The organism is Mesorhizobium sp. CNPSo 4661, from assembly GCF_057784215.1.
Map to the genome: position 1 here is coordinate 154,142 of NZ_JBWGIO010000011.1, position 18,731 is coordinate 172,872.

Consider the following 18,731-nt stretch of genomic DNA (forward strand, 5'->3'; position numbering starts at 1 on the left):
AGCTTGACGTTGAGCGAGATTCTGAGAGGCGACAGGCCGGGCTCGCTCATTTCATGCTTCCGAGGTAGTGGTGGCACCTGAGTCTCAGCTGCACCCGCTCGTCGAGCCACACGTGTCGCACTTCTCGCAGGTGCCGTTCCGCACCATGGTGAAGTTGTGGCACTCGGAGCATTCGTTGCCGGTGTAGCCCTGGAGCAGCGACTGCTGGCGCCTCGTCGCGGCGAGTTTCTTCGCCTCGGCGGCCTCGTTGGCCGCGGCGTCGGTGAAGAGGGCCTCGGCGCCGCCGGCGGCTTCGGCTTCTTCTTCCACCATATCCTCGGCCAGTTCCCGGGCGCGCTCCTCATAGTCGCGCTTGTAGGCGAGCGCCTCGTCGCTGGCCGGCTTCAGCGCCAGCACGTTGGAACCGACGAAGGCGGTCGGCGCGGCGCGGGCAGGGGCGGTGGTCGGAGCCGATCCGCCGAAGCCCTTCGGCTCTGAGCCGATACCCGACACCAGCTTCACCGGCGAGGCGCCGCGATAGAGGCCCTTGGAGAAGGGCGTCGCCTTGCCTTCGGTGATGCCGCGGCCGAGCGCGGTCTTGTCGAAGTCCGACTGGTCGACATGGGCGAGGTCGTGGCGGCCGAGATAGGAGACGGCAAGCTCGCGGAACACGTAGTCGAGGATCGACGTGGCGTTCTTGATCGCGTCGTTGCCCTGCACCATGCCGGCCGGCTCGAACTTGGTGAAGGTGAAGGCCTCGACATATTCGTCGAGCGGCACGCCATATTGCAGGCCGAGCGAGATCGCGATGGCGAAGTTGTTCATCATGGCGCGGAAGGCAGCGCCTTCCTTGTGCATGTCGATGAAGATCTCGCCGAGGCGGCCGTCATCGAATTCGCCGGTCCTGAGATACACCTTGTGGCCGCCCACGACGGCCTTCTGGGTGTAGCCCTTGCGGCGGTTCGGCAGTTTCTCGCGGTCGCGGTAGAGGCGCTCGATGACGCGCTCGACGATCTTTTCCGTCACCTGCACGGCGCGCTGGGCGGCGGGCGCGGCGATCAGCTGCTCGACCGCCTCATCCTCATCCTCCTCGCCATCGGCGAGCAGCGAGGCGTTGAGCGGCTGCGACAGCTTCGAGCCGTCGCGATAGAGCGCGTTGGCCTTCAGCGCCAGCTTCCAGGACAGCATATAGGCGTTCTTGGCGTCCTCGACCGTCGCCTCGTTCGGCATGTTGATGGTCTTGGAAATGGCGCCCGAGATGAAGGGCTGGGCTGCCGCCATCATCAGGATGTGGCTGTTGATCGACAGCGAACGCTTGCCGATCTTGCCGCAGGGGCTGGCGCAGTCGAACACCGGCAGGTGCTCGGCCTTCAGGAAGGGCGCGCCTTCCAGCGTCATGGCGCCGCAGACATGGATGTTGGCGGCGTCGATGTCTTTCTTCGAGAAGCCGAGAGCCGGCAGCATCTCAAAGGAGATGTCGCCGAGCTGTTCGTCGGCGAAGCCGAGCGTCTCCTTGACCCAGTCGGCGCCGAGCGTCCACTGGTTGAACACGAACTTGATGTCGAAGGCCGACTTCAGCGCCGCATTGAGCGCCGCGATCTTCTCATCGGTGAAACCCTTGGCCTTGAGCGAGGACGGGTTGATGCCGGGCGCCTGGTTGAGGTTGCCGTGGCCGACGGCGTAAGCCTCGATCTCGGCGATCTGGCTCTCGGAGTAGCCCAGCGTGCGCAGCGCTTCCGGCACGGCGCGGTTGATGATCTTGAAATAGCCGCCGCCGGCGAGCTTCTTGAACTTCACCAGGGCGAAGTCGGGCTCGATGCCGGTGGTGTCGCAATCCATGACGAGGCCGATCGTGCCGGTGGGCGCGATCACGGTTGCCTGCGCGTTGCGGTAGCCGTGCTCTTCGCCGAGCTCGATGGCGCGGTCCCAGGCGGCGCGGGCATGCTCGGCCAAAGCCTGCTGCTTGAGGTCGGAAGCGACCAGCGGCACCGGATTGACGGCGAGCTTCTCGTAGCCGTCCTTGTCGCCATAGGCGGCGCGGCGGTGGTTGCGCATGACGCGCAGCATGTTCTGGGCGTTGCGGTCATAGTCCGGGAAGGCGCCGAGCTCGGAGGCCATCTCGGCCGAGGTCGAGTAGGCGACGCCGGTCATGATGGCGGTGAGCGCGGCGCAGATGGCGCGGCCCTCGTCGGAGTCGTAAGGGATGCCCGAGGTCATCAGCAGGCCGCCGATGTTGGCGTAGCCGAGGCCGAGCGTGCGGTAGTCGTAGGAGAGCTTGGCGATCTCCTTGGACGGGAACTGCGCCATCATCACCGAGATTTCGAGCACGACGGTCCACAGGCGAACGGTGTGCTCGTAGGCGGCGATGTCCATCGTGCCGTCGGCATTGCGGTAGGGCAGGAGGTTGATCGAGGCGAGGTTGCAGGCCGTGTCGTCGAGGAACATGTATTCCGAGCACGGGTTGGAGGCCCGGATCGCACCGGCGGAAGCGCAGGTGTGCCAGTCGTTCATCGTCGTGTTGAAGTGCAGGCCCGGATCGGCGGAAGCCCAGGCGGCATAGCCGATCTTTTCCCACAGGTCGCGCGCCTTCAGCGTCTTCAGCACCTTGCCGTCCTTGCGGGCGGTGAGCTGCCAGTCGCCATCGGCCTCGACGGCGCGCAGGAAGTTGTCCTTCAGCGACACCGAATTGTTGGAGTTCTGGCCGGAGACGGTGAGATAGGCATCCGAATCCCAGTCGGTGTCGTAGGTCTTGAACGACATCGAGGTGTAGCCCTGGCGGGCAAACTGGATGACGCGGTAGATATAGTTCTCCGGCACGCCGTCCTTCTTGGCCGCCTTGATCTCGCGCTTCAGCGCGGTGTTCAGAGCCGGGTCGAAGCAGTCGTCGTCATGGCCTTCGCAATTGACGCAGGCCTTCATGATGGCTTCGAGATGCTTCTTGACGATCTTCGAGCCGGTCACCAGCGAGGCGACCTTCTGCTCTTCATTGACCTTCCAGTCGATGAAGTCCTCGATATCGGGATGGTCGGCGTCGACGATGACCATTTTTGCCGCGCGGCGCGTCGTGCCGCCCGACTTGATGGCGCCCGCCGCGCGGTCGCCGATCTTGAGGAAGCTCATCAGGCCGGACGAACGGCCGCCGCCGGAAAGCTTTTCGCCTTCGCCGCGCAGCATCGAGAAATTCGAGCCGGTGCCGGAACCGTATTTGAACAGGCGCGCCTCACGCACCCACAGATCCATGATGCCGCCCTCGTTGACGAGGTCGTCCTGCACGCCCTGGATGAAGCAGGCATGCGGCTGCGGGTGCTCGTAGGAGGACTTCGACTTGGTCAGCTTGCCGGTGAAGGGGTCGACATAGAAATGGCCCTGGCTCGGGCCGTCGATGCCGTAGGCCCAGTGCAGGCCGGTGTTGAACCATTGCGGCGAGTTCGGCGCCACGCGCTGGGTGGCGAGCATATAGGCAAGCTCGTCGCGGAAGGCGCGCGCGTCATCCTCGGACTTGAAGTAGCCGCCCTTGTAGCCCCAATAGGTCCAGGTGCCGGCCAGCCGGTCGAAGACCTGACGGGCGTCGGTTTCCGAACCATAGCGCTCGGCTTCGGGCAGCTTGGCGAGCTCGGCCTCGTCGGCGACCGAGCGCCACAGGAAGGAGGGGACGTCGTTTTCCTCGACCTTCTTCAGGCGCGCCGGCACGCCGGCCTTGCGGAAATACTTTTGGGCCAGGATGTCGGCCGCGACCTGGCTGAACTGCGCCGGCACGTCGATGTTGTCGAGGCGGAACACCACCGAGCCGTCGGGATTCTTGATCTCCGACAAAGCCTTGCGGAATTCGATCTCCGCATAGGCAGATTGGCCTTCCTTGGTGAAGCGACGCTCGATGCGCATTGGTCCGGTCCCTTTGTGTCTATATATAGCGCTTCTCCGCGGGGATTTCTGCCCCACCAGCCGAAAAGCGCAGTCCGCCGTTTGCCGGCATTGCGAGCAGCGCCGGCACTCTCCTCGTCGCAAGTGCCGGCACGCAGACAGCAAAACGCTTTCCCAAGCGTTTGCCGAGGCTGCAGGCCGACCCTCACGGGTCCCTAAACTGAAACTTTTGTCGATTCCCTCCGTAGAGGGAGGTTCACACTATCTAGCGTCTAGCCTGCCTGCAAACACTAAATATAGTGTTAACAGATCATTTTTTCCAGGCCGACAATTCTCCCTTTCGCCCACCCAAGCCCTAACGATCCCAACGCTTCCGCCAGCCTCGTGAACAGGCGGAAATTCGGGCAAAACGCACAAAATCCGGGAAAAAAGACCGGCCTCAGAACTCTCCGGTCGCGCCCGCAACAGGAGCGCATGGCCCATAAAAAGCGACTCGGTCCGACCCGTCAAGGATTCGTTTTTGTAGCTTTTGTGACCCCAACATCTTGTGTGTCACATATGTGGATAACGGGGACACAGGAAGCTCGGCTTCGCAGGCACTTGACGCGGTTTGTCAATCTGCCGCGAAGCGTGTCGGGCGTCGGCTTTTCATTTTAGCTGGCTTGCACTATCTGTTGCGTTCGCGCGGGGGCGCGCCTTGTCAACACCAAAAGCATCCGTTACGCCCCGCTCATGACAGTTACTGTACGTTTTGCCCCATCGCCGACCGGTCGCATTCATATCGGCAATGCGCGCACCGCGCTGTTCAACTGGCTTTTCGCCATGAACAACAAGGGCCGTTTCATCCAGCGCTTCGACGACACCGACATTGCCCGCTCGAAGCAGGAATACGCCGATTCCATCCTTTACGACCTGCACTGGCTTGGCATCTTCCCGGATGTCACCGAATACCAGTCGCACCGCTTCGAGATTTACGACGCGGCGGTCGAGCGACTGAAGGCGGCGCGGGTGCTCTATGCCTGCTACGAAACGCCGGAAGAGCTCGATCTGCGCCGCAAGGTGCGCCGCACGCGCGGCCTGCCGCCGGTCTATGGCCGCGAGGCGCTGACGCTGACGCCCGAGCAGGTGGCCGAGTATCAATCAGACGGGCGGCGCCCGCACTGGCGCTTCCTGCTGCCCAATTTCACCAGCGATCCGCTGCAGCCTGAACGGACCGAAGTGCATTGGAACGACCTGGTGCGCGGCGAGGAGACCGTCGACCTCGCCTCGCTGTCGGATCCTGTGCTGGTACGCGAGGACGGCACCTATCTCTACACGCTGCCTTCGGTGGTCGACGATATCGAGATGGGCGTCAGCCATGTCATTCGCGGCGACGACCATGTCACCAACACCGGCGTGCAGATCTCGATCTTCAAGGCGCTCGGCGCCGAGCCGCCGGTCTTCGGCCACCACAATCTGCTCACCACCGTGTCGGGCGAGGGGCTGTCGAAGCGCACCGGCGCGCTGTCGATCGAAAGCCTGCGCGAGGACGGCATCGAGCCGATGGCGGTCGCTTCGCTGGCGGTGCTCGTCGGCACGTCGGAGAATGTCACGGCAGCGCACGACCTCAACGAGCTTGCCGGCCATTTCGACCCGGCGGCGACGTCCAAGTCCGCCTCCAAATTCGACCCGGACGAGCTCTTCGTGCTCAACCGCACGCTGATGCATCATATGTCCTTCGAGGAAGCGCGCGACCGGCTGATGGTGCTCGGCATTTCCGGCGACAAGGCCGAGCCTTTCTGGATGGCGGTGCGCGGCAATCTCGACCGCCTGTCGGACGCGGTCGCCTGGTGGCGCATCCTGAGCGAGGGCCCGCAGGAGCCGGCCGAGTTTTCCGGCGAGGACCGCGATTTCCTCAACCAGGCGTTCGAACTGTTGCCGGAGGAACCGTGGAACGGCACGGTGTGGAAGGACTGGACCGGCAAGATCAGGGAAGCCACGGGGCGCAAGGGCAAGCCGTTGTTCATGCCACTGAGGCTCGCCCTTACCGGGCGGACTTCGGGGCCGGAGCTTTCAGATCTATTGCCGCTGATGGGTCGGGAAGGAACGCTGGCCCGACGACCCTGACCTTGCGCTGGTCCGGCGGCAATGCCGAGACCGGCGACACCGGCGCCTTGGTGGTCAGCCGCTTGATCGCGTCCTGGTCCAGCCCGCCCTCGGCATTGGCGAGTGTTTCCGGATCTGCGCCGGGATCGGGCTTTACCGCCGGCATCGGGATGAAGGGCGTTGCCTCGTTCTCCGGCTGCGACTGTTCGGGATTGGGCGGGTTGCCGCCGATGATCGTGAAATTGCCATTGCTGGCCTGCGCGTTGCAGCCGCAAGTGGGCGGGCGCGAGTAATTGGCCTGCTTGTAGAGATAGGCGGTCGGCAGCTCGCTGTAGGGTTGACCGGTCGCCGACGAGGTCATCGAGCCCGAGTCGTCGTCCATGCCGCGCGAATAGAAGACCTGCATCTCGGTACCCGGGCAGCTCGATTCGCAGTTCTTCTGGTCGCGCTCGAAATCGCCGACGGAAGCGGCGTTCGACATCGGGAAGAAATAGCCGTCGCAGGTGCGCACGCACATGGTGTGGAACTCGCCGCCCAATCGCGGCAGGTCCATGCCGTCCGGCTGGTTGATGATACGGCGGATGTTGCGCACGCTGGGATCATCTTCAGGTACATCCGCCGCGTCCGGGACGTTGGCGGCGTCGGGCGTTTCGAATTGCTGGTCCTGGCGGCCGAAAAGCTGCTCGAACAGATTGCCGCCGCCATTGTCGCGCGCCGCCTCCCGAAGCGGGGCGCGGCGCGGCGCGATCTCGTCGTCGCGGCAGCCATTGGCATCGAGCGCGGCCAGGATGCGGCCACGGTCTCGCTGCGTGCCGCCGGCGGCCAGGCGCGCGCGCTTGGCCTGCAACGTGTCGAGATTGGCGTTCATGCGCTGGATCGAGGCATTGATCGCCGCGCACTGGCTGACATTGCGCGAAAACAGCGTGAAGCCGCAATTGGCGTCGCTCGCCCGGCCGCGGGCCTTGGCAAGCTGCTCGCGCTGGCGCTGGATGGCATCGTCATATTTGCGCACGATGCCCGGCCCTCCGCCGCCGCCGCGCGTCGCGGCGAGTTCGGCTTCGAGTTGCCTGCACGCGCGAGACGCGGCCTGGGATTGGGTCACGGCGACAGCCGAGCCTGCAAGCGCTGCAAGCAGCGCCAACAGATGGGTCAGCTTCAACCCCGCGCCTTTCATCCGAAACCCCAATTGCCCGCCCAAATCGCTTGATCGACCCGAAGCTACGCCGCCGTGGTTAATCGACTATGCCAGAGTCGGCGCCACCGGACCCAGAACAATTCGGCACCAGGCATTTTCAACCGGAAACACAATTTGCCGTCGCCGGCCCAAAAACGCCGAGAGCCTAAAAAAGACGCTTTCGCGCGGGACCAATTCCACGAATTCGGCTTGCAAGAGAGGGGCGATGCATGATCCCGATGACCCGTCGAAGCGCATTGCAATTCGGGCTTCTGTTCTTGGCGGTGCCGGACGCGATGGCCAGGAAAGCCACGCCTGCGGTGGCGAAGATCGCCACGCCCGACTGGACCTTCAGGTTGGTCGATGCCGCGCGCGGGCAGATCGGCGTCACCACGCTCTACGATCCGACATATACCCGCATTCCTTATCCTGGCGGGGATGTCGCGCAGGACCGGGGCGTGTGCACGGACGTCGTGATCCGCGCCTATCGCCACGCCTTCCGGCTCGACCTGCAAAAGCTGGTGCACGAGGACATGCTGGCCGATTTCGCCGCCTATCCGAAGGCCTGGGGCCTGAAGTCGACCGATCCGAACATCGACCACCGCAGGGTGCCCAATCTCGCCGTGTTCTTCGAACGGCGAGGCGCTTCGCTCGCCGTCAGCGACGATCCCGCCGACTACCAGCCGGGCGATCTCGTCACCCAGATGCTGCCCGGCAACCTGACGCATATCGCCATCGTCTCGACCAATCGCTCGGCCGAGGCGTCGGAACGGCCGCTGGTCATTCACAACATCGGCCAGGGCGCCCGCGAGGAGGATACGCTATTTGTCTTCAGGCGGACGGGGCATTTTCGCTTCGCGCCTATCTGAAAAGCTTAGCTCCCACCTAGCCCAACTCGACCACCGCCTGCGCCTTGTGCGCCGCCTCGACCACGGCGAGCGCCGTCATGTTGACGACGCCGCGCGAGGTCACCGACGGCGTCAATATGTGCGCGGGCTTGTCCGTGCCGAGCAGGATCGGCCCGACATGCAACGCGTCCATCATGGCGCGCAGCGCCGTCAGCGTGATGTTGGCCGAATCGAGATTCGGGAAGACCAGCAGGTTGGCTTCGCCCTTCAGCCGCGAATGCGGATAGACGCGCTGGCGCAGATGCTCCGAAAGTGCTGTATCGGCATGCATCTCGCCGTCGCACTGCAAGCCGGGCGCGATGCGGCCGAGGATTTCCGCCGCGCGGCGCATCTTCAGCGCGCTGGGCGAATCGCGCGAGCCGAAATCCGAATGCGACAGCAGCGCTGCCTTCGGCTCGATGCCGAAGCGCTGGATTTCCTCCGCCGCCAGCACCGTCATTTCAGCGATCTCCTCCGCCGTCGGGTCGACCGACACATGCGTGTCGGTGAGGAAGATGATGCCGCGCTGCGAGATCAGCATCGACAGCGTCGACAGGTCCCTGTCCTTGATGCCCGCGCGGGGACCAATGATGAGGCTGACATTGCGCAGATGCCTCTCGAAGCGGCCTTCGAGACCGCAGACCATGGCGTCCGCGTCGCCCCGCTTCAACGCAAGCGCGGCGATCACGGTGTTGTCGGTGCGCACCATGGTGCGGGCGGCTTCCGTCGTCACCCCGCGCCGGCCGGCCAGTTCGATCAAGAGGTCGACATAATGGCGATAGCGCGGATCGTCTTCCGGATTGATCAGAGCAAAATCGACGCCGGGCTTGATGCGCAGACCGTAACGCTTCAGCCTGACCTCCACCACATGCGGGCGGCCGATCAAAGTCGGTTCGGCGATGCCTTCCTCCAGCACCACCTGTGCCGCGCGCAGCACGCGCTCGTCCTCGCCGTCGGCATAGATGACGCGCTTGGCGCTTGAAGCCTTGGCGGAGGAGAACACCGGCTTCATCACCAGGCCGGAGCGGAAGACGAAGCGGTTCAGCTTGTCGATATAGGCGAGGAAGTCGGCGATCGGCCGCGTCGCGACGCCGGTGTCGCAGGCGGCTTTCGCCACCGCCGGCGCGATGCGCAGGATAAGGCGCGGGTCGAAGGGCGAGGGGATCAGGAAATCGGGGCCGAACATCGGCGTTTCGCCGGAATAGGCGCGCGCCGCAACATCTGATGGCTCCTCGCGCGCAAGGGCTGCGATCGCCCGCACGGCCGCCATCTTCATCTCCTCGTTGATGGCGCTGGCGCCGCAATCGAGCGCGCCGCGGAAGATGTAAGGAAAGCAGAGCACGTTGTTGACTTGATTGGGAAAATCCGAGCGCCCGGTGCAGATCATGGCGTCCGGCCGCGCGGCTCTTGCCGCTTCCGGCATGATCTCGGGATTGGGGTTGGCCAAGGCCAGGATCAGCGGTTTCGGCGCCATGTGCTGCAGCAGCTCCGGCTTCAGCACGCCGGCGGCGGAAAGGCCGAGGAAGACGTCGGCGCCGGGAATGACGTCGGCCAGCGTGCGCGCCTCGGTATCCTTCACATAAGGGTCTTTCCAGCGATCCATCTCCTCGACGCGACCCTTGTGGGCGACGCCGAAACGGTCGGTGACCCAGATGTTTTCGACCCTGGCGCCGAGCGAGACCAGAAGGTTGAGGCAGGCAAGCGCCGCGGCGCCGGCGCCCGAGGTGACGATCTTGATGTCGGAGATCGCCTTGCCGGCCAGTTCCAGCCCATTGAGCACCGCGGCTGCAACGATGATCGCCGTGCCGTGCTGGTCGTCGTGGAAGACCGGGATGCCCATGCGGGCCTTCAGCCGCTCCTCGACCTCGAAGCATTCGGGCGCCTTGATGTCCTCGAGGTTGATGCCGCCGAAAGTCGGTTCCAGCGCTGCCACCGTCTCGACCATGCGCTCGATTTCCGGCGCGTCGATCTCGATGTCGAAGACGTCGATGCCGGCGAATTTCTTGAACAGCACCGCCTTGCCTTCCATGACCGGCTTGGAGGCGAGCGGACCGATATTGCCGAGCCCGAGCACGGCGGAGCCGTTGGAGACGACGCCGACGAGGTTGGCGCGCGCGGTGTAGTCGGCGGCGGTTGCCGGGTCGTCGCGGATCTCGAGGCAGGGCGCGGCGACGCCCGGCGAATAGGCGAGCGCAAGGTCGCGCTGATTACCGAGCGGCTTCGTTGCCTGGATCTCAAGCTTTCCCGGCGTCGGGTGCTTGTGGAAGAAGAGGGCGGCCTCGTCGAGGTCCGACCGGGCCGTTTTCTTGCTCTCGCCGTCCATTGCGGCCCCTCCCTGCGATACTGGTTTGGAGCCTTTTAGCATGCGTCGGAGCGTTTTCGCGACGGCAAATAGCGGGCTCCGGCATTCACAATGTCGGAGCGAAAATAATCAATCGATTCCAGTCGGTTGGGCTGTGGGCCTCAAGCCTTTTGGATTGGCTACGGTCAGAACGCGCTGACGTAGAGGCCGCCATCGACCGGGATGTTCTGGCCGGTGAGGTAGCCGGCATGGACCGAGCACAGGAAGGCGCAGATCTGGCCGAATTCCTCCGGCGTGCCGAGACGTTTTGCCGGCACGTCGGCGCTGATGCGGGCCTTGCGCGCGGCGGCTGCCGCCGGATCCTCGACTGTCCCGGCCTCGTGCGGGCCGCGCAGCCGGTCGGTGTCGAGCTTGCCGGGCAGCAGGCTGTTGATGGTGACGTTGCGGTCCATCACGGTACGTGCCACTCCGGCGAGGAAGGAGGTCAGGCCGGCGCGTGCGCCGGACGACAGGTCGAGGCCGGGGATCGGCACATAGACCGACAGCGAGGTGATGTTGACGATGCGGCCGAAGCCGCGCTTGGCCATGCCGTCTATGACTGCCTGGATCAGCTCGATCGGCGTCACCATGTTCTGCGTCACGCCTTCGAGGATCTTGGTGCGGTCGAGCTCGCGGAAATCGCGCAGCGGCGGGCCGCCATTGTTGTTGACCAGGATGTCGGGATCCGGGCAGGCGGCGAGTATCGCCTGCTGCACCTCGGGCTTCGACACGTCGCCGACGACCTCGATCACGTTGACGCCGAACTTTTTGCGAATCTCGGCGGCGGTTTTCGCCAGCAGCTCTGCGTTGCGGCCGTTGACGACGAGATCGACACCCGCTTCGGCCAACGCCACGGCGCAACCTTTTCCAAGTCCCTTGCTCGAAGCGCAGACGATGGCCTTCTTGCCGCGAATGCCGAGATCCATGACGGTTTTCTCCTGATTGACTTGCACGCAAGCTAGCGCCTGGGCTGGACCAACCGCAACCGTCATACGGTTGTTGCATGAATCGGGGCATAGGCACGCGAAAGCCAAGGGTAAAATCGTGATGTCAGACCCAGAGCCCCGCACTTTCCGCGCCCTGTTCATTTCCGACGTGCATCTCGGCTCGAAAGCGGCCAAGGCCGATTTCCTGATCGACTTCCTGCGCTATCACGACGCCGAGATCATCTATCTGGTCGGCGATATCGTCGACGGCTGGCGGCTGCGGCGCAGCTGGCACTGGCCGCAGAGCCACAACGACGTGGTGCAGAAGTTGCTGCGCAAGGCGCGCAAGGGCGCCTCGATCACCTATATCGCCGGCAATCACGACGAATTCGCCCGCCAGTTCCAGGGCGTGCATTTCGGCGGCATCGTCGTCGCCGACCGCGCCATCCACGAGACCGCCGACGGCCGGCGCCTGCTGGTCATCCATGGCGACCAGTTCGACACGGTGGTGCACAACCAGCGCTGGCTCGCCTATCTCGGCGACCATGCCTACGACGCGGCGATGCTGGTCAACCGTGTCGTGACCAGGCTGCGCCACCTGCTCGGGCTGCCTTACTGGTCGTTCTCGTCATGGGCCAAGGTCAAGGTCAAGAAGGCGGTCAACTTCATCGGCTCGTTCCAGACCGTGCTTTCGGAAGAAGCGCGGCGCTCGCATGTCGACGGCGTGATCTGCGGCCACATCCATCATGCCGCAATCGAAAGCTATGGCGACGTGCAGTACATCAACACCGGCGACTGGGTGGAAAGCTGCACGGCGGTGGTCGAACATTTCGACGGCCGCATGGAGATCCTGACCTGGGCGCATGTGCTGCCGGAGGCTTCGGCCGGCAATGAAGCGCTGGTGCCGGTCGATATCATCGACCTCAAGGGCAGGGCGGCCCAGGCGGCTTGAACGCAGCTGCCTTGTTCCCGGTTCAGCCTGCCGCCTTCGTCGCGCTGATGTAAAGGCGAGCCGCGCTCGCTCCCAGGCCTCGTTCGTAACAACTTTGCTCTTGATCGATTGGTCCAGCCAGTTCCGCCGCGCTTTGCCGCATGTTAGGGATCGGACACGTTGCATGGACTAGAATGCAGCGAAATTGGATCGATTCATGTCGCTGCCGCCGCTATCGCCCGAACAGCTTGTCAAGCCAAGCCATTTCGAACTGCGCATGAGCCTGATCTTCGCGACCTTGTTCGTGTCGCAAGGCACCCACCTGCCTTACTTTCCGCTCTGGCTGCAGGCGAAAGGTTTTCATGCCGAGCAGATTGCGGTCATCCTGGCGGCGCCGATGTTTCTGCGCGTCGTGACGACGCCGATGCTGACCGCGCTTGCCGACCGCGCGAAGGACCGCGCCGACGTCTATATCGCGCTGGTCGCCGGGTCCATGGTCGTCTCCGCCGGCTATTTCCTGCCGGCCACCTACGCCATCGTGCTTGCCGTGTCGCTTTTGCTGACGACCGCGTGGACGCCGCATTCGCCGATGGCCGACTCGCTGGCGCTCTCGGGCGTGCGCCGCTTCGGCTCGAACTACACGGCGATGCGCAAATGGGGCTCGGTCTCGTATCTCGGCGCCAATGTCGTGGGCGGCTTCATCCTTGCGGCTACAGGCCCCCAGGCGGTTCCGGTCATCATCTTCGTCGCGCTCGGCGTGGCCCTGGTCGCGGCGCTGGCGGCGCCGCGCATGGGGCGGCCGCGCAAGGCCTCGCCGCTTTCGGCCACCGAGATGCAGCATAAGGCGCCGAGCCTGTTCAACGCCTATTTCCTCTATTTCACCCTCGGCGTTGGCATCATCACCGCCAGCCACGCCTTCCTCTACGGCTTCGTCTCGATCTACTGGAAATCGATCGGCATCGGCGATTCCGTCGTCGGCCTGCTATGGGCCTGGGGTGTGGTGTCGGAAGTCTGCATGTTCCTGTTTTTCAACCGTATCTTCGCGTCCGTCTCGGTCGCCAGGGTGATGGTGATCGCCGGTATCGGTTCGATCGTGCGCTGGATCGCCTTTCCGCTGGTCTGGCCGCTCGGCCTGGGCGTTGCCGGCTTCTTCGGTGTGCAGACGCTGCATTCGGTGTCGGTGGCGATGGTGTTGATCGGCCTGCAGAAGATGATCGGCGAGACGGTTTCCGAGGAACGCACCGGTGCTGCGCAAGGTATCGCCTATTTCTTCAACGGCTTCTTCATGGCGGCGGTGACACTCGCCTCGGGCCCGCTCTATGATCGCCTGGGCGTCGACGGTTTCTGGGCGATGATCCCGATCGCGATCATCGGCATGGTGTTGATAGGCCTCGCTTCCCGCTCAGCCCCAAAGCACCCTGTCAGGGGGTGAAACGACCGATCCCTGGTAGACAAGGCCAGGTTCGCGATCGCGCGCCAGCAGCAGTGGACCGTCGAGGTCGACGAAGTCCGCATCCTGCGCCAGGAGCACCGCCGGGGCCATGGCGAGCGAGGTGCCGACCATGCAGCCCACCATGATACCGAAACCCAGGTCGCGCGCGCGGTCGCGCAACTTCAACGCCTCCGTCAAGCCGCCTGATTTGTCGAGCTTGATGTTGACGGCGTCGTAGAGGCCGACCAGCGCATCGAGGTCGTTTGCGGCATGCACGCTTTCGTCGGCGCAGACCGGCACCGGATGCGCGATCCGGCGCAGGATGTCGTCCTTGCCCGCCGGCAGCGGCTGCTCGACGAGCGTGACGCCATGCTGCGCGGCGAAGGCGAGGTTCGCTTCGACATTTTTGTCCGTCCAGCCTTCATTGGCATCGAGGATGATGCGGCTTTGGGGAGCGGCTTCGGTTACTGCGCGGATTCTGGCCATGTCATTGTCGCCGCCGATCTTGACCTTGAGCAAGGGCCGCGCGGCATTGGCGCGCGCCTGCGCCGCCATGGCCTCCGGCGTGGCGAGCGACAGGGTGTAGGCGGTTTCCAGCGGCTTGGCCGGAAGGGCCCCGATCGTCGCCGCCACCGACGTGCCGGTCAGCTTGGCTTCCAGGTCCCACAGGGCGCAGTCTATGGCATTGCGTGCCGCGCCTGCCGGCATGGCATCAAGCAGCGCGATCCTGCTTATGCCGCCGGCGATCTGGTCGCGCATCGCCTCGATAGCGGCGTATACGCCTTCCATGGTCTCGCCGTAGCGCTTGTAGGGCACGCATTCGCCGCGTCCGGAACGTCCCCCGTCGGTGATCGTTGCGGTGATGACTTCGGCCTCGGTTTTGGATCCGCGTGAGATGGTGAAGGTGCCGGCGATCGGGAATCGCTCCATTTCGACCGAAATGACACGCGCCATAATTTTCTTCTCCGGCTGTGCGACACCGGTCTGCCGGCAAATCGACACGCAAGTCCCGCCACGCTAAACAGGACGCCATGTTGACCATCCGCAAACGCGAAGCAAGCGGCGAGGCCAAGGACGCCGAGCACCGGCCGCGCGTTGCCGTGGGCGAGGAAGGAGGCGTGCTGGGTTGCGCCTTTTCCGGCGTGTGGACGACGCGAACCGTGGCGTTGGTCGATGCCGACATGCGCAAGATCGAGCAAAAACGCGGCGCAAAACAGCTGATGCTCGACCTTTCCCATATCGAAAAGATGGACACGGCCGGCGCCTGGCTGATCGACCGACTGGCCAGCGCCTTCGAGAAGAAGGGCGTCGAGGTCCATTTGCAGGGGCAGAGCGAGATCGCCTCGATCCTGCTCGGCGCGGTCGGCGATGCGGTTCGCCGCGAGCCCGAATCGGGCCCGTCCGGGCCGCCCAACATCATCCTGCGCGCGTTGGAGCTGGTCGGCCGGCGGGTCTATGAGATGCGCGACGATTTCTTCGCCTCGATGAACATTCTCGGCGCCACGATCCGCGGCGCGCAGATGAAGCTTGGCCGCGGCCACGCGGTCAATCCGGCCGCGATCTTCAACCAGATCGACCGCATGGGCGTCGGCGCGATACCGGTGGTGGTGCTGATGTCGGCCATCGTCGGCGCCATCGTCGCCCAGCAGGGCGCCTACCAGCTCAGCTATTTCGGCGCCAACATCTTCGTCGTCGACCTGGTCGGCGTGCTGATCCTGCGCGAGCTCGGTGTGCTGATGACGGCGATCATGCTCGCGGGACGTTCAGGCAGCGCCATCACCGCCGAGATCGGCTCCATGAAGATGCGCGAGGAGGTCGACGCGCTGAAGGTGATCGGCCTCAATCCGATCGGCGTGCTGGTCTTTCCGCGCCTCGTCGCGCTGGTGATCGGGCTACCGTGCCTCACCATCATCGCCAATTTCGCAGCCCTTGGCGGCGGCATCGTCGCTGCCTGGCTCTATTCCGACATTCCGCCGGCCGCGTTCATCGACAGGCTGCGCGTCGCCATCGATCTCAGCACCATCTTTGCCGGCCTGATCAAGGCGCCGTTCATGGCCTTGATCATCGGCATCATTGCGTCGGTCGAGGGCATGAAGGTCGGCGGCAGCGCCGAGTCGCTCGGCCTGCACGTGACCGCGTCGGTGGTGAAGTCGATCTTCGTCGTCATCATCCTCGACGGGCTTTTCGCCATGTTCTACGCAGCGATCGGGTTCTGAAATGGCGAACGGCAACGGCGCCACGGCAGCAGAGCACACGGACGACGACGAAATCGTGCTTTCGGTGCGCGACGTCACCGTCGCCATAGACGGCAAGCTGATCCTCGACAAGCTTTCACTCAACATCAAGCGCGGGGAAATCCTCGGCTTTGTCGGCGCTTCCGGCGCCGGCAAATCAGTGCTGTTGCGCACCATATTGGGACTGATGCCGAAGCAATCGGGGACGATCAGCCTGTTTGGCGTCGACGTCGACAAGGCAAGCGACGCCGACCGCCTGCGCATCGATATGCGGCTTGGCGTCCTTTTCCAGCATGGCGCGCTGTTTTCGGCGCTGACGGTGCTGGAAAACGTGCAGGTGCCGATGCGTGAATATCTCGACCTGCCCAAGGCGCTGATGGACGAACTCGCCTTGCTCAAGATCGAGCTGGTCGGGTTGCCGGCCGACGCGGCGCGGAAATTTCCCTCCGAGCTTTCCGGCGGCATGATCAAGCGCGCCGCGCTGGCGCGCGCCTTGGCGCTCGATCCCGACATCGTCTTTCTCGACGAGCCGACATCGGGGCTCGATCCGATCAGCGCGGCCGAGTTCGACGAGCTGGTCGTCAAGCTGCGCGACACTATGGACCTGACGGTCTACATGGTCACGCACGACCTCGACACGCTGTTCACCGCTTGCGACCACGTCGCGGTGCTCGGCAAGAAGAAGGTGCTGGTCGAAGGCACGATCGACGACATGCTGAAGAGCGATGAGCCGTGGGTGAAATCCTATTTCCGCGGAAAACGTGCCCGGCAACTTGATCTTGCGGCGCGCGCATAGCCATAAGTGAGGCGATGGAAACAAGAGCCAACTACGTAATTGTCGGCATCTTCACACTGGGCGCGATCCTGGCGGCCTTCGCCTTCGTCTATTGGACCGCGGCGATCGGCGACAAAGGTGAAACGATCATGCTGCGCGTGCGCATTCCAGGGTCGGCCTCGGGCCTCGGCCGCGGCAGTTTCGTGCTGTTCAACGGCGTCAAGGTCGGTGACGTCAAACGGGTTTACATCGACGTCGACAATCCGACGGTGGCCATCGCCGATACCGAGATCGACCGCTTGACGCCGATCACCAAGTCGACACAGGCCGATATCGGCCTGGCCGGCCTGACCGGCCAGGCCAATATCGAGCTGCGGGGCGCCGACCCCAAGGAAGTGAAGCTGCTCGACGAGGCGGAGAAAGAGGGCAGGATCCCCGAGATAACGGCCAATCCGTCGGCGGTCACCAACCTTCTGCAGACGGCGCAGAACATCTTCACCCGCGCCGACAAGGTGCTGAGCGAGCTCGAAGGCTTCACCAAGGACGTTCGCGGCCCGCTGACGCAGACGGTCAAGAATGTCGAGACCTTCTCGGACGCGCTGGCCAAGAATTCCGACGGCATCGACAAGTTCCTGACGGCCGTCAGCTCGCTTTCCGATCAGTTGAAGAATGTCTCGGGTCGCCTCGACAGCACGCTGAAGGCCGCCGAAGGCCTGCTCAATTCCGTCGACAAGGACCAGATCAAGAGCATCGTGGCCAATGTCGACACGGTGACGGCGAACCTGAAGGAGACCTCGAAGCAGTTCGATACGGTCATCGGCAACGTCAACACGGCGGTCGGCTCGATCAACGATTTCGCCAAGCAGACGCAAGGGACGCTGGCCAAGGTCAACGGCGTGCTCGACGGCATCGATCCGGCCGACGTCAAGGCCGCCTTGGCCAACATCCAGAAGGCCAGCGCCAGCGCCGACAAGGCGGCCTCGGACATCGCCAAGGTGACCGACAAGATCGCCAACCGTTCCGACGATATCAATGATACGATCAAGAATGCCCGCCAGCTCTCGCAGCGGCTCAACGATGCCTCGGTGCGCGTAGACGGCATCCTGGCCAAGGTGGACAAGCTCCTCGGCTCCGGCGAGGCCAACGGCGTGATGGCCGATGCCAGGGCGACGTTGAAATCCTTCAAGCAGGTGGCCGACACGCTGAATGCGCGGCTTGGCACCATCACCGACAATCTGGCGCGTTTCTCCGGCCAGGGTCTGCAGAATGTCGAAGCGCTGGTGCAGGACAGCCGGCGCTCGATCAACCGCATCGAGGAAGCGGTGACCGACCTCAGCCGCAACCCCCAGCGCATTCTGTCCGGCGGCGACGGCGAGGTCCGGCAGTTCGATGGAAGGGCACGGCGTTGACTTCGGCCGCCGCGACCGCCAAGAAAATAAACCGTGAATGCGGGTTGATCGTAAGATCCGGGGACAACGGGGATCACGCGTGAAGTCGGTCAGGGTGGTAGCGGGTCGTTTGAGATTGTCCGCAGCAGCGTTGCTGGTGCTTTCGCTTGCCGGCTGCGCGGCCCTCGGCGGCAAGCCGACGCCGCTCGACACGTTCGAGTTGTCGGCGCCGTCGGTCGACGTGCATGCCCACAGCCGCCGCCAGATCCTGATAGCCCAGCCATCGGCGCTGAAGGCTCTGGACAGCCAGAACATCGTCATCCGGCCGTCCGATCAGTCGATCCAGTTCCTCAAGGGCGCGCAATGGGCGGACCGGCTGCCGCTGATCGTGCAGGCGAGGCTGGCCGAAACCTTCCAGCGCTCCGGCAGCTTTGCCGGCGTCGGCAAGCCGGGCGAGGGGCTGGCGATCGACTACCAGATCATCGTCGAGGTGCGCGCCTTCGAGGTGCGCGTCAATGGCGGCGAGCATGCCGAAGTCGAGCTGTTCGTGCGCATCCTGAACGACCGCAACGGCGAGGTGCGCGCTTCGAAGAATTTCACCGCGAGCGCACCGGTCTCCGGCAGCGGCAACGCGGCTTACGTCGGCGCGCTGGACAACGCCTTCGGCCAAGCGGCGAAGGACATCGTCCGCTGGACGGATTCGGCGATCTGAGCCTCT

At 64.2% G+C, this 18,731-nt stretch carries 13 protein-coding genes; 8 read left to right on the plus strand and 5 right to left on the minus strand.

All coding sequences use genetic code 11. The features are described from left to right. Window positions 1–84 precede the first annotated feature (84 nt). Complete coding sequence (locus tag AC0YKC_RS18155; RefSeq protein ID WP_488512033.1) at window positions 85–3,861, minus strand: vitamin B12-dependent ribonucleotide reductase; 3,777 nt, start codon at window positions 3,859–3,861, stop codon at window positions 85–87. A gap of 711 nt (window positions 3,862–4,572) precedes the next feature. Here AC0YKC_RS18155 and gltX point away from each other — a divergent pair. After that, entirely contained in the window at window positions 4,573–5,946 is a 1,374-nt protein-coding gene (gene gltX, locus AC0YKC_RS18160; RefSeq protein ID WP_488512034.1) for a glutamate--tRNA ligase, read from the plus strand. Here gltX and AC0YKC_RS18165 read toward each other — a convergent pair. Continuing rightward, complete coding sequence (locus tag AC0YKC_RS18165) at window positions 5,864–7,099, minus strand: DUF2865 domain-containing protein (protein ID WP_488512035.1); 1,236 nt, start codon at window positions 7,097–7,099, stop codon at window positions 5,864–5,866. The genes gltX and AC0YKC_RS18165 overlap by 83 nt on opposite strands. A gap of 230 nt (window positions 7,100–7,329) precedes the next feature. Between AC0YKC_RS18165 and AC0YKC_RS18170 the strand changes: the two genes are divergently transcribed. Further along, on the plus strand, window positions 7,330–7,968 hold the full coding sequence (locus AC0YKC_RS18170) for a DUF1287 domain-containing protein (RefSeq protein WP_488512036.1): 639 nt from the start codon (window positions 7,330–7,332) through the stop codon (window positions 7,966–7,968). Between the two features lie 16 nt (window positions 7,969–7,984). Here the strand turns inward: AC0YKC_RS18170 and AC0YKC_RS18175 are convergent, their stop codons facing one another. Both AC0YKC_RS18175 and AC0YKC_RS18180 read right to left on the minus strand, forming a co-directional pair. Beyond that, a complete protein-coding gene (locus AC0YKC_RS18175) occupies window positions 7,985–10,309 on the minus strand; it encodes an NADP-dependent malic enzyme (RefSeq protein ID WP_320295815.1) in 2,325 nt (774 codons plus the stop codon). 164 nt (window positions 10,310–10,473) lie between these two features. Further along, complete coding sequence (locus tag AC0YKC_RS18180) at window positions 10,474–11,253, minus strand: SDR family oxidoreductase (protein WP_488512037.1); 780 nt, start codon at window positions 11,251–11,253, stop codon at window positions 10,474–10,476. 121 nt (window positions 11,254–11,374) lie between these two features. Between AC0YKC_RS18180 and AC0YKC_RS18185 the strand changes: the two genes are divergently transcribed. Together AC0YKC_RS18185 and AC0YKC_RS18190 are read left to right on the plus strand one after the other, a co-directional pair. Next, a complete protein-coding gene (locus AC0YKC_RS18185; RefSeq protein ID WP_320295813.1) occupies window positions 11,375–12,205 on the plus strand; it encodes a UDP-2,3-diacylglucosamine diphosphatase in 831 nt (276 codons plus the stop codon). A 196-nt stretch (window positions 12,206–12,401) separates the two neighbouring features. Next, window positions 12,402–13,616 (plus strand): MFS transporter, encoded by a 1,215-nt coding sequence (locus AC0YKC_RS18190; protein WP_488512038.1) that lies wholly within the window; start codon window positions 12,402–12,404, stop codon window positions 13,614–13,616. Here AC0YKC_RS18190 and dgcA read toward each other — a convergent pair. Beyond that, window positions 13,587–14,570: an N-acetyl-D-Glu racemase DgcA gene (gene dgcA, locus AC0YKC_RS18195; RefSeq protein WP_488512039.1), complete on the minus strand. Its 984-nt coding sequence runs from the start codon at window positions 14,568–14,570 to the stop codon at window positions 13,587–13,589. The genes AC0YKC_RS18190 and dgcA overlap by 30 nt on opposite strands. Window positions 14,571–14,647: 77 nt before the next feature. Between dgcA and AC0YKC_RS18200 the strand changes: the two genes are divergently transcribed. From AC0YKC_RS18200 to AC0YKC_RS18215, 4 genes are read left to right on the plus strand one after another with little or no spacing between them, the layout of a single operon-like run. Further along, a complete protein-coding gene (locus AC0YKC_RS18200) occupies window positions 14,648–15,832 on the plus strand; it encodes an ABC transporter permease (RefSeq protein ID WP_488512040.1) in 1,185 nt (394 codons plus the stop codon). Between the two features lies 1 nt (window position 15,833). Continuing rightward, complete coding sequence (locus AC0YKC_RS18205) at window positions 15,834–16,646, plus strand: ABC transporter ATP-binding protein (protein WP_488512041.1); 813 nt, start codon at window positions 15,834–15,836, stop codon at window positions 16,644–16,646. Window positions 16,647–16,660: 14 nt separating this feature from the next. Continuing rightward, the gene (locus AC0YKC_RS18210; protein WP_488512043.1) at window positions 16,661–18,034 is read left to right on the plus strand and encodes an MlaD family protein; all 1,374 of its coding nucleotides are present in this window, start codon (window positions 16,661–16,663) and stop codon (window positions 18,032–18,034) included. Window positions 18,035–18,071: 37 nt separating this feature from the next. Next, on the plus strand, window positions 18,072–18,725 hold the full coding sequence (locus tag AC0YKC_RS18215; RefSeq protein WP_320295807.1) for an ABC-type transport auxiliary lipoprotein family protein: 654 nt from the start codon (window positions 18,072–18,074) through the stop codon (window positions 18,723–18,725). The last annotated feature ends 6 nt before the right edge of the window (window positions 18,726–18,731 follow it).

What these genes read in the sequence shown, in the direction of transcription:
- AC0YKC_RS18185 (WP_320295813.1), top strand. Translation starts at nt 11,375, where the DNA reads ATGTCAGACCCAGAGCCCCGCACTTTCCGCGCCCTGTTCATTTCCGAC.
- AC0YKC_RS18210 (WP_488512043.1), top strand. Translation starts at nt 16,661, where the DNA reads ATGGAAACAAGAGCCAACTACGTAATTGTCGGCATCTTCACACTGGGC.
- AC0YKC_RS18205 (WP_488512041.1), top strand. Translation starts at nt 15,834, where the DNA reads ATGGCGAACGGCAACGGCGCCACGGCAGCAGAGCACACGGACGACGAC.
- AC0YKC_RS18200 (WP_488512040.1), top strand. Translation starts at nt 14,648, where the DNA reads ATGTTGACCATCCGCAAACGCGAAGCAAGCGGCGAGGCCAAGGACGCC.
- AC0YKC_RS18155 (WP_488512033.1), bottom strand. Translation starts at nt 3,861, where the DNA reads ATGCGCATCGAGCGTCGCTTCACCAAGGAAGGCCAATCTGCCTATGCG.
- AC0YKC_RS18175 (WP_320295815.1), bottom strand. Translation starts at nt 10,309, where the DNA reads ATGGACGGCGAGAGCAAGAAAACGGCCCGGTCGGACCTCGACGAGGCC.
- AC0YKC_RS18165 (WP_488512035.1), bottom strand. Translation starts at nt 7,099, where the DNA reads ATGAAAGGCGCGGGGTTGAAGCTGACCCATCTGTTGGCGCTGCTTGCA.
- AC0YKC_RS18180 (WP_488512037.1), bottom strand. Translation starts at nt 11,253, where the DNA reads ATGGATCTCGGCATTCGCGGCAAGAAGGCCATCGTCTGCGCTTCGAGC.
- AC0YKC_RS18190 (WP_488512038.1), top strand. Translation starts at nt 12,402, where the DNA reads ATGTCGCTGCCGCCGCTATCGCCCGAACAGCTTGTCAAGCCAAGCCAT.
- AC0YKC_RS18170 (WP_488512036.1), top strand. Translation starts at nt 7,330, where the DNA reads ATGATCCCGATGACCCGTCGAAGCGCATTGCAATTCGGGCTTCTGTTC.
- AC0YKC_RS18215 (WP_320295807.1), top strand. Translation starts at nt 18,072, where the DNA reads ATGCGGGTTGATCGTAAGATCCGGGGACAACGGGGATCACGCGTGAAG.
- gltX (WP_488512034.1), top strand. Translation starts at nt 4,573, where the DNA reads ATGACAGTTACTGTACGTTTTGCCCCATCGCCGACCGGTCGCATTCAT.
- dgcA (WP_488512039.1), bottom strand. Translation starts at nt 14,570, where the DNA reads ATGGCGCGTGTCATTTCGGTCGAAATGGAGCGATTCCCGATCGCCGGC.